At 49.7% G+C, this 10,034-nt stretch carries 10 protein-coding genes; 8 read left to right on the top strand and 2 right to left on the bottom strand.

From position 1 onward, the window contains the following. Positions 1-143 precede the first annotated feature (143 nt). On the top strand, positions 144-1,061 hold the full coding sequence (locus tag NZ653_09495) for a HEAT repeat domain-containing protein (GenBank protein MCS7287353.1): 918 nt from the start codon (positions 144-146) through the stop codon (positions 1,059-1,061). On the opposite strand, the gene NZ653_09490 is transcribed toward NZ653_09495, so the two are convergent. After that, positions 1,058-2,101 (bottom strand): sigma-70 family RNA polymerase sigma factor, encoded by a 1,044-nt coding sequence (locus NZ653_09490; GenBank protein ID MCS7287352.1) that lies wholly within the window; start codon positions 2,099-2,101, stop codon positions 1,058-1,060. The two genes, NZ653_09495 and NZ653_09490, sit on opposite strands and share 4 nt — an antisense overlap. Then, positions 2,098-3,975 carry a DNA primase gene (gene dnaG, locus NZ653_09485; protein MCS7287351.1) on the bottom strand — a complete coding sequence of 626 codons (1,878 nt, stop codon included), beginning with the start codon at positions 3,973-3,975 and terminating at the stop codon, positions 2,098-2,100. The genes NZ653_09490 and dnaG overlap by 4 nt, the downstream gene beginning before the upstream one ends. Positions 3,976-4,275: 300 nt before the next feature. On the opposite strand from dnaG, the gene NZ653_09480 reads away from it, so the two are divergent. From NZ653_09480 to NZ653_09450, 7 genes are all read left to right on the top strand, one after another. After that, positions 4,276-5,097 carry a DUF4388 domain-containing protein gene (locus NZ653_09480; GenBank protein ID MCS7287350.1) on the top strand — a complete coding sequence of 274 codons (822 nt, stop codon included), beginning with the start codon at positions 4,276-4,278 and terminating at the stop codon, positions 5,095-5,097. A gap of 10 nt (positions 5,098-5,107) precedes the next feature. Beyond that, positions 5,108-5,638 carry an ATP/GTP-binding protein gene (locus NZ653_09475; protein ID MCS7287349.1) on the top strand — a complete coding sequence of 177 codons (531 nt, stop codon included), beginning with the start codon at positions 5,108-5,110 and terminating at the stop codon, positions 5,636-5,638. A 2-nt stretch (positions 5,639-5,640) separates the two neighbouring features. Then, on the top strand, positions 5,641-6,441 hold the full coding sequence (locus NZ653_09470) for an alpha/beta hydrolase (protein MCS7287348.1): 801 nt from the start codon (positions 5,641-5,643) through the stop codon (positions 6,439-6,441). Next, positions 6,428-7,066, top strand: coding sequence for a 4-vinyl reductase (locus NZ653_09465; GenBank protein MCS7287347.1), 639 nt, complete (start codon positions 6,428-6,430; stop codon positions 7,064-7,066). Before NZ653_09470 ends, NZ653_09465 begins: the two co-directional genes overlap by 14 nt. Continuing rightward, a complete protein-coding gene (locus NZ653_09460; GenBank protein MCS7287346.1) occupies positions 7,067-8,311 on the top strand; it encodes a multidrug transporter in 1,245 nt (414 codons plus the stop codon). It abuts the gene before it with no gap. Between the two features lie 6 nt (positions 8,312-8,317). Continuing rightward, complete coding sequence (locus tag NZ653_09455; GenBank protein ID MCS7287345.1) at positions 8,318-9,325, top strand: shikimate dehydrogenase; 1,008 nt, start codon at positions 8,318-8,320, stop codon at positions 9,323-9,325. A 16-nt stretch (positions 9,326-9,341) separates the two neighbouring features. Further along, positions 9,342-10,034, top strand: a 693-nt coding sequence (locus NZ653_09450; protein MCS7287344.1) for a response regulator, incomplete at its 3' end; no start/stop codon positions are given.

Genomic DNA, 10,034 nt, shown 5'->3' with positions numbered 1-10,034 from the left:
GAAAATCTGGGGGTCCAGGGGGCGAAGCCTCCAGAAATCTCCACGCTTTCTCAGTTTCTCCCGCAGGAGGATTGCATCAACACACTAAAATTTGAATTCAGAAGAGACTTTGATTATAATTGAATCGGGAAATGGAGGATGCAATGCTGGAAGTAAAGGAAATACTCAGAAAGCTGGCCGAAGATCCTAAACCGTGGCGATCCCGATATTTAGCGGGCCTTGCCGGACTGAGCCGCGAAGAAGCCAGAAGCTTCCAGGAAGTCTGGCAAACTTTACCCGTTGAAAACCGCAGAAGAATTATAAACGCCTTAGTAGAAGCAAGCGAAAAAGATTGTAGCCTTGACTTCTCCTACCTATTTCACATCTGCCTTGAAGATGAGGATGAAGAAGTCAGGCTCCAAGCCCTGGAAGGACTGTGGGAAGATGAAGACCCAGGGCTTGTTGTTCCCCTGGTTAAGCTCCTGAAAAAAGACCCCTCTAACAAGGTGAGAGCAGCTGCCGCTTCTTCTCTGGGGCGCTTCCTCCTGCGCGCCGGCACCAGCAAACTTGATAATTACTACGGCCAGCTGGTATATTCCGCCCTTATGGAAGCGGCTCAGGGGGATGACCTGGAAGTTAAAAGGAGAGCCATAGAAGCTCTCTCCTATTCAGCTTTGGATGACGAAAAGGTCCTCAAACTCATTGAAGAAGCCTACCACCATCCCAGCGATAAAATGAAAGCCAGCGCCCTCTTCGCTATGGGGAAGAACGCTAATCCCAGATGGCAGGCTTTCGTTCTCAAAGAATTGCGTAACCCCAAGCCTGAGATTCGCTACGAAGCAGCGAGAGCGTGCGGTGAAATGGGCCTTAAAGAGGCAGTGAAAATTCTGGCCACCCTTGCCAGAGATAAAGATTACGAAGTAAGAGAAGCCGCCATCTGGGCCCTGGGAAGCATTGGAGGAAGCGAAGCCCGCAGAATCCTGTTGAATTTCCTTGAAGAAGGGGACGACTCCTTAAGGGAAGCAATAGAAGAAGCCTTAAGAGAAGCAGGCTTTTCCTCTGACCCCCTCAATCCTCTTTAAAGGAGAAAATCTTTTAACTTGCGGCTTCGGAGGGGATGGCGCAACTTACGCAAAGCTTTGGCCTCTATCTGGCGAGCCCTCTCCCTGGTGACCCCAAGCATTTGTCCGATTTCCTCTAAAGTCTTGGGTTTCCCATCCTTGAGACCAAAGCGTGCCTCTAACACCTCCCGCTCCTTATCGCTCAGGGTCTTTAAAACTTTCTGGATTTCTTCCTTTAAGATTTCTCTAAAGGCTTCGTCGGTAGGAGCGGGGGCTGAAGTATCCTCTATGAAATCCCCAAGGAAAGTGTCTTCATCGGCTCCTATGGGTGTTTCTAAAGATACAGGCTCCTGGGCGGCCATGACTATACTTCGGACCTTGGCCGCAGCCTTCTGCAATTTCCTCTGAAGAGGCAGAGGAATGGGTTTATCCTGCTCTACGGCCTCCTTAATGGCCTGTATATCCTCTGAAGACAGAAGACCCATTTCCAGGGCAATTTCTTCTGCTGTTGGTTCCCTACCTAACTTTTGGGTCAGCATCCTGTGGACGTTAAGCTGGCGCTGTATATTTTCCATCATGTGAAGGGGAATCCGGATAGTGCGCGCCTGATCTGCTATTGCCCTGGTGATAGCCTGCCTTATCCACCATGTGGCGTAAGTGCTGAAGCGGAACCCCTTGCGGGGATCAAACTTCTCGGCAGCTTTGAGAAGGCCCAGATTCCCCTCCTGAATTAGATCCAGGAAAGACAACCCACGGCCAATGTAGTGCTTGGCGATGCTCACCACAAGGCGAAGGTTACCCTGGACCAGGCGGCGCTTAGCTATCTCCCCGGTCCTGACCTGAGCTTCCAGACGCGCTTTCTCCAGGGGAGGAAGATCGCCCTTCTTAAGGCGTTGCTCAGCCATCCTCCCCTTTTGAATGAGGAGTCCAAGCTCCTTTTCCTCTTCCGGGGTGAGCAGGGGGATTTTCCCTATCTCCCTCAGGTAAATCTGGACCGCACTATCCCCCGGTTCTACCCCTTCTCCCGTTAAATCTTCCAGCTCCAGGAATTTGTCGGTCATCGAGCCTCCCGCCTTCGGCTATAGTAGCGGGACATAGAGCGGTGAAGGGACGCCAATTCCTCCGCTTGCGCTTTGATCAAACCCCGGTAATAGCTGAGACTTTCCTCATCGCCCTGTTCCATAGCTTCTTCTTGAAGGAACCGCAATTCCTGAAGGTGATAGCGGATGTTCTGTTCCCGCATCCGCAGGGCGCAGTAGAGGATCTCTTCCTCCACTTTATCAAGGGGGGTTGGCGGCGAGCTTCCGGCTCTATCCAGAATGGCAAAAGCCCGCTCCTTGAGGATGGGATCTAAACTTTCCAGGAAATCCTCAAGCCTTCTTCCCTCTTTTCCTGAAGCTACCTTCCAGAGACTGAAGAGAATTCGGTTCTCGGATTCGGAAAAGTCAGCTTCGCTAAGGGGGTAGAAACCCATCGCCATCATTTTTTCATCTACAAAACCGAGGAGCCCGGGGTTCTCCATAAATCTGGCCAGAGCATATTCCTCAAGGCCAAGCGCTGTCCTGCGGGCCTGTTTCTGGGAAGAAAGGTAAATTTTGCCCTTCACTGAGGACCCAAGCTCCCTGCGGATTATCCCCTCATCAACCTTCACAATTCTGGCCAGGCGGTAGATATAATGCTCCCTTTCCACTTCATCCTTTATGGCTCTGAGAATGGGAACTATAGTTCTCACAGCCTCGGCTTTGCCCTTGGGAGAGGAAAGATCGAACTTCTGGGAAAGAAGCTGGATGAAAAACTCAGCTACCGGGGTAACCTTTTCCAGAGCTTCCCGCCATTCGTCAGGCGATTCCCGAATCAGGGCATCGGGGTCCCGGCCGGGGGGGAGGCTCAGGATAAATATTTCAGCGTTGAGGCGTTCTTCAAACCGGAGGAAACCCCTTGGGTCAAAAGTGGGCTTTATTTCTTTTTCCAGAACTTCCTCAGCCATCTGGAGGGCTCTTATAGTGGCTTCGCTTCCGGCTACATCAGGATCAAGGGCAAGGGTGAAACGCCTAGTATAGCGGGACAAAAGCCTCAGCTGTGCTTCTGTTATTGAAGTGCCCATGGAGGCCACCACATTCCTGAACCCCTTCTGGTGGGCCTGCATCACGTCAAAATATCCTTCCACTATTATGGCCATATCCTGTGCCTTTATGGCCTCTTTTGCCATGTCCAGCCCAAAGAGGAGCCGGCTTTTGTCAAAAATGGGGGTTGAAGGAGAATTCAAATACTTCGGAACATCCTCCTCTTCCTGAGCGAGAGTCCTTCCCCCGAATCCCACAACCCTTCCTGCTTCGTCCTTTATAGGAATCATCAACCTATCCCGGAAGCGGTCGTAAAACCCTCCCCCTTCTCTTTTGACGATAAGGCCGGCTTCGTAAAGTAAATCCCGCCTGTAGCCGAGATTTACCATAAAATCTTCTAAGGCGTGCCATTCTGAAGGAGCATAACCAAGCTTAAAGGCTTCTATCGCCTCCTGGCTAATCCCCCTTTTATCCAGGTAACCCCTTGCTTTAGCTCCCTTTTCGGGATGAAGCAGAAGGCGGTGATAGTAATCAGCGGCCACTGAAGTTATTTCCCTCAGAATTCTTTCTTTTTCCATTTCTTTAGGGGGCTTCTCTTCCAGCCTGACCCCCACCCTTTCAGCCAGGAGCTGAAGGGCTTCCCTGAACTCAAGCCCTTCTTTCTTCATGACAAAAGAGAAAACATCCCCACCCGCTTTACACCCGAAACAGTGCCAGCTCTGAGTGTGGGGGAAAACATAAAAAGAAGGGGTTTTTTCAGCATGAAAAGGGCAAAGGGCTCTGAAATTGCGCCCCGCTTTCCTGAGAGGGACATATTGCCCTACAACTTCTACTATATCGGCTCTGGCTTTGATTTCTTCCACAACGCTCATTTTACCCCCGCCTTTTCCAGGCTAATTTTAAAGCAAGGAGGAGGGAATGTCAAAAGCTCTTAGCTTCTGTCCGAGATCAGTGCGGGCTGGTGCAAATTGCACCGAGCTTCAAACTGCAGCGGTTTCCTGAAAGATATTCCCAAGGCTTGTTCTGGTTCGTGGAAAAGATCGGGAGGTCTGTGTGTCATGGCCTCTACTGTCACAACTCGTGTCTTAACCTCAAATTTAAGTTGATTTGCAAATAGAAGCTATCCGTGCTATCATATAACTCAAAAGGCTCGAGAGCCCCGGGGGAAATCTATGGCTTTAAAAGGGAAGCTGGAGGATTTTGATATAACCAAGCTCTTCAACCTGGTTCACCTGGCCCGCAAAACTGGAGCCCTAACCCTGGAACAGGATGGCAAAAAAGTCACCCTCTACTTCAAAGGGGGAAAGCTTATTTACGCCATCAAAGATTCAGAAGAAAAGAGCATCCTGAACCTTCTGTACCGAGCAGGTAAACTTTCCCGAGAACAAGTCAAAGAAATTGAAGCCCGGTCACACCTGAAATCCGATAAAGAAAAGGCCCTCTTAGCCATAAGTGCTGGATACATCTCCAAAGAGGATGTTCTGGAATGCCTCCAGAAACATTTCCTAGAAATCGTCTACGAACTTTTCACCTGGCAAACTGGCCGCTTCTCTTTTGAGCCGGACGTTCTGCCAGACGGAGATCACCTTACCGTTTCCATAGATTTAGCCAACCTGATCCTGGAAGGAACAAGGCGGCAGAAAGAACTAGAATTCCTTCAGGAAGAAATACCGGACCTGGACATGGCTCTCAAGTTCGCCGAGAACCCCAGGGCTACTGTCCGTAACATAAACCTGACGGTGGATGAGTGGCGCGTTATTTCCTACATCAACCCTCAAAACACTATCCGTCAGATAGCCCGCTACAACTCCATGAGCGATTACCAGATAAGGAAAATTGTTTACGGTCTCCTTTCCGCAGGGCTTGTGGAACTTGTTCCTCCTCCCGGAGGCCCAAAAGCCCCACCTCCCGGTATACCCCCTGCCATTCAGGAACCACCCAGGGTGAGCAAAAGCCTGGTTCAGCGCCTTATAGATCGCATAAAACGCCTGTGAGGAGCCCGTAATGCAGGCTGTAAAAATTGTAGTGACTGGCCCTTTTAATTCGGGAAAAACCCAGTTCATCCGCACTATCAGCGAAATAGAAGTCGTCTCCACTGAGAGAAAGATCACAGATGAACTGCGAGCTGTAAAAGAGCAGACTACCGTAGCAATGGATTTTGGCCGAATCACAATAGATGAAGACCTCGTCCTTTACCTGTTCGGGACTCCCGGGCAGAGGCGCTTTGATTTCATGTGGGATATCCTTTCCGAGGGTATGCTGGGGTTTGTAGTGATGGTAGATAGCACAAGCCCTCAAACCTTCCGGGAGGCCCGCTACATCCTCGATGTGTTCCGTCGCTACGCAAAAACTCCCTACGTAGTAGCAGCCAATAAACAAGACCTTCCGGATGCCTGGTCCCCCGAGGATATCCGGATAGCTCTCCGCCTCAATAGCAATGTCAAAGTTATACCTTGTGTTGCCACCGAGAAAGAAAGCGTGAAAAGGGTTCTCTTAGAACTTCTTTACCTTGTCCTGGAAGTATTGGAGGGTTAACTTTGCCTTCAGTAGTGACGGAGCAGGGAGTGGTTCATTATGAGGTTCTGGGGCGAGGGGAGCCAGTTATTTTCCTTCACGGCTGGCTTGGCTCTTGGGGCTACTGGCTTGAAGCCATGAGGGGGCTTTCTTCAAGTTACAGGGTTTACGCCCTGGATTTCTGGGGCTTTGGAGAATCAGACCGGAGAAGGGAAAGCTTCCGGGTTGAAGATTTTATCTTCCTGGTCTTGGATTTCATGGACAAACTTGGAATCCAGGTAGCTTCTCTCGTGGGCCATTCTATGGGAGGAACCGTGGCTCTGAGCATAGCCCTCCGCAGGCCTGATAAAGTAAAAAAAGTGGGGGTGGTGGGTTCACCCATTGAAGGCAAATCCCTGAGTTTTCTTCTGAAAATGGCTGCTGTTCCCCAAATCGCCTTTGTGGCCTGGAATAACCCCTGGTTCTTCCGCAGCATTCTCAGGGCTTTGGCCCCCAGAACAACCCGTCCATGGCAGGAATGGTACGAAATGCTATTGAAAGACCTCTCCCGAACTACTCTAGCCTCTTTCTTTCAGAGCATAAACTCCCTCTACCATACCGACCTCAAACCCTACATTGCCGGGGTTAAATCCGCTGTGTTTGGGATCTATGGTCTCAGGGATAACATAGTAAAACCGAGCCAGGCAAAACTTGTGGAGAAAATACCCGGAGCAAAAGTCTACGTTTCACCTTCTTGGGGCCACTTTCCCATGCTGGATGACCCGCCGGCTTTCAACCGGCTTCTCCTGACAAACCTGAGAGGAGGGAAAAATGGAGAAAAATAGAGAAAGCTCCCCCCAGTATTACTATCCCAACAAAATGGCAAGAGCTTACCTTATGGGGCTGGAAGAAGCCCTTGGAAGGGCTGGGGTTAACGCCGTTCTTACTGAAGCAGGTTTATCATATCTTGTGGATAAGCTTCCTCCCAATAACCTTAACAAAGAGTTCAGCTTTGAGGCTTTCGCTGCCATTCAGGAGGCCCTCGAAAGGCTCTACGGCGTGAGAAGCGGCCGTATCTTGGCCCATAAAGCTGGTAGCGCCACTTTTAAGTATGGCATTAAAGAGTTCGGAGCTGTCTTGGGAATGGCTGACCTGGCCCTGAGAGTTCTGCCGTTAAACGTCAAAATGAGGGTGGGTCTCAACGCTTTCGCTGAAACCTTCAATCGCTTCAGCGATCAGATTGTTCGGCTTGAGGAAGATGAGCACTATTTTATCTGGATAAACGAACGGTGTCCCGTATGCTGGGGGCGTCACACTGATTCTCCCTGTTGCCATGCAGCTGTTGGAATCCTGGAAGAAGGGCTGCGTTGGGGGAGTGGAGGTAAAGATTTTGAAGTGGTAGAAATAAACTGCATTGCCGTCGGTGATGAGGCTTGCCGTTTCAGGATATCTAAAACTCCTAAGGAATAAATGCGCAAAGTTATCATAAAAGAGCGCAGGAAAATTTTCCCTTTTAATGAGCCTGCCAGAGACCTGCGGGTTATGAACAAGCCCCTCTGGCTCTATCAGCATGATGTTTTGGCCCCTTATTGCGATGAGGAACTGGAGGTAAACTCTTTCTTTGAAATACCCGTCGACAAAAAAGAGACCCTAGTTTACAGGGAAAACCTCTACTTTGACCGTTTCTTCTTTGAAACTTTCATAACGGAGGCCAGGAAAAAGGGCAGACCCTGTCGGGTGGCTTTTTCCCCTTCCGATAAGGCCATAACCAATTATGCCCTCCTGCTTCAGAAAGGGATACAACGCCAAGGCGATCTATATGTGGCCGATATGTGGTACTTCCCCCGTGGAGTAAAGGAAGAGGCGGAACCTCTGGTGATAGATACTGAGGCCAGAGAAATAGGGTTCTATCACGTCCCAACTTACATGGCTCCTCCTCCCGGAGACCTGGTTTACTACATTCCCCTCAAAGCCTTCCTTTCCATAGAACACTGGGTCCACATTTACTTTGCCAACGTAGCCTTTGGAATCTTTGCGGAAGGGGCCAGGATGGAAAAGGAAGCCGATAAACTTTCGGTGAAGTTGAAAATTTTATTCCGTTCCATCCTGGAAAGAAAACAGTTCCTATCATGCTCAGAACTGGTAAAAGTGGGCAAAAACACTCAAATTGACCCAACAGCCATAATCCAGGGGCCCACTTACATAGGTGATAACTGCACCATCGGGCCCGGTGTGGTCATCTCTAACTGCCTTATTGGCAACAACGTAAACATAATGCAGGGATGCCACCTTCTCCTGAGCGTGATCAGCGATGGTTGTTATTTGCCCTTCAGGGCATCCCTTTTCATGAGCGTTCTTATGGAAAATTCCATGGTAGCCCAGAACGCCGTCCTTCAGCTTTGCGTTGTAGGGAGAGATTCCTTTGTGGGAGCGGGCACAATTTTTACTGATTTCAACCTCATACCCAAACCAGTCCATGTCTGGGGAGAAAACGGCCTTGAGTCCACCAACCTGCCCGTTCTGGGGTGTTGCATAGGCCATAACTGCCGCATCGGTTCGGGTTTGTTATTTTATCCGGGGAGGGCCGTAGAATCTGACGTGATACTGATACGCTCCGAGAACAGAGCTGTCATTACCCGAAACGTCCATTACGAGGAAAGCGATCACCATCACCTTAGAGGAGGCTATAAACACCAGCGCCTTTATCCCAGGTGAAAGACAATGCCGAAGGCTAAGTTCGCTTTCATAATCCATCCCATAGACCCAAGGGGCGATGTTAAAAAGAAATTCCCCCTGCTTGGGACAGTTTTGCCCCTGTCTCTAATCCACTTCCTTTCGGGATATTTCCCCCCGCTTGTAATTTCTAAAGTGCGGGGCATACGTTCGGAATTCACGGGTGAAGAAGTAGAAGGCTGGTTCCTGGCCTGCCCACTTACCGCCAAAAGGATGCTGGAAGTTCCCGTTAATTTTGCTTACCGCAAGATAATCGCTACTGGGCGCCTGGCTGAAAGGCTTGGAGCTCAAATTGTGGGGCTTGGGGCTTTTACTTCGGTGGTGGGGGATGCAGGAATAACGGTAGCCCGTGAGCTCTCAATACCTGTAACCACCGGCAATTCTTACACCGTAGCTGCATCAGCCAAAATAATTGAAGAAGCCATCAAAAAGAGGAAATTAAATCTGGAAAAAACCACCCTGGCCATACTGGGGGCCACAGGCTCCATAGGAAAGGCTTTAGCCAAGTTTTTTGCTCCCAAAGTTAAGAGGATTATACTAATAGGCAGAAATCCTGAAGCTCTGGAGAGAGTCAGGGGTTCGTTGGCAAACAGCAATGAAACCATAGTTACAACCGACATAAACTTACTCAGGGAAGCTGAGGTGATAGTAACCGCAGCCGGCTCGGCTAAGCCTCTGGTTTGGCCTGAGCACCTTAAAGAAGGGGCTATAATATGTGATATCGCCATCCCCCCAAACCTTTCCGCTGAAGTCAAACTAAGGAAAGACCTTGTGGTTCTCAGGGGAGGGACTGTCAAGACGCCCGGTAATCCTGAACTGGGGGTAGATATCGGACTTCCGCAGGGCTACATCTACGCGTGCATAGCTGAAACCATTGCTCTGGCCATGGAAGGAAGGTTTGAGGATTACACCCTGGGAAGGGACATAAGCCTGGAAAAGGTGGAAGAGATAGAGAAGATAGCCAGGAAACATGGTTTTGTCCCCACAATTGTATAAATAAGGAGCGAGAACTATGGAAAAAGGGAGGCTTCTCATCGTAGAAGACGACCGGGACCTGGCCGAAATGCTTAAAATTAACTTCAGTGAACAGGGATTTGAGGTGGAAATCGCCTACAAAGGTAAAGAAGGGATAGAGCTGACCCGCAAGAAAAACCCCAACCTCATAATCCTTGATATAAATTTGCCAGATATAGACGGATACGAAGTTTGCAAGCAGCTAAGAAGCCATCTCCGCACAAGCCACATCCCCATTATTTTCCTGACTGTAAGGGATGAGAGGTCCGATAAGCTGGCGGGGCTTGAGCTTGGGGCTGATGATTACATAATCAAACCCTTTGATCTGGATGAACTGCGCCTTAAAGTCAGGAACGCAATCCAGAGGGCTGCCCGGGAAAATCTCAGCCATCCCGTTACTGGCCTTCCCAGTAGCAGACTGGTGGAAGAACAGCTCAGAAGCCTTATACCCCGGAAAGATTGGGCGTTTCTATTCTTCGGCATCCAATACTTCAAGGAATTCACTGAAGTTTACGGATTTGTGGCTGGGAACGATGTTCTGCGCTTTGTGGGAGGAATGCTGGGGGAGATTGTGGATAAAACCGGCAACCCTGAAGACTTTATAGGCCATGTAGGAGATGATGACTTTGTAGTAATAACTCACAAAGCCATCGCCAGAACAATTAAGGAAGAGGCGGAGGCCCGGTTTAAG

The sequence above is a fragment of the Anaerolineae bacterium genome, from assembly GCA_025062375.1.
Taxonomy (GTDB): Bacteria; Chloroflexota; Anaerolineae; order SpSt-600; family SpSt-600; genus SpSt-600.
This window is presented reverse-complemented; position numbering and strand designations above follow the sequence as displayed.

Bases quoted from the DNA above. Each gene is read 5' to 3' on its own strand.
- NZ653_09495 (MCS7287353.1), top strand. From the start codon at position 144: ATGCTGGAAGTAAAGGAAATACTCAGAAAGCTGGCCGAAGATCCTAAA.
- dnaG (MCS7287351.1), bottom strand. From the start codon at position 3,975: ATGAGCGTTGTGGAAGAAATCAAAGCCAGAGCCGATATAGTAGAAGTT.
- NZ653_09455 (MCS7287345.1), top strand. From the start codon at position 8,318: ATGCCGAAGGCTAAGTTCGCTTTCATAATCCATCCCATAGACCCAAGG.
- NZ653_09460 (MCS7287346.1), top strand. From the start codon at position 7,067: ATGCGCAAAGTTATCATAAAAGAGCGCAGGAAAATTTTCCCTTTTAAT.
- NZ653_09480 (MCS7287350.1), top strand. From the start codon at position 4,276: ATGGCTTTAAAAGGGAAGCTGGAGGATTTTGATATAACCAAGCTCTTC.
- NZ653_09465 (MCS7287347.1), top strand. From the start codon at position 6,428: ATGGAGAAAAATAGAGAAAGCTCCCCCCAGTATTACTATCCCAACAAA.
- NZ653_09490 (MCS7287352.1), bottom strand. From the start codon at position 2,101: ATGACCGACAAATTCCTGGAGCTGGAAGATTTAACGGGAGAAGGGGTA.
- NZ653_09475 (MCS7287349.1), top strand. From the start codon at position 5,108: ATGCAGGCTGTAAAAATTGTAGTGACTGGCCCTTTTAATTCGGGAAAA.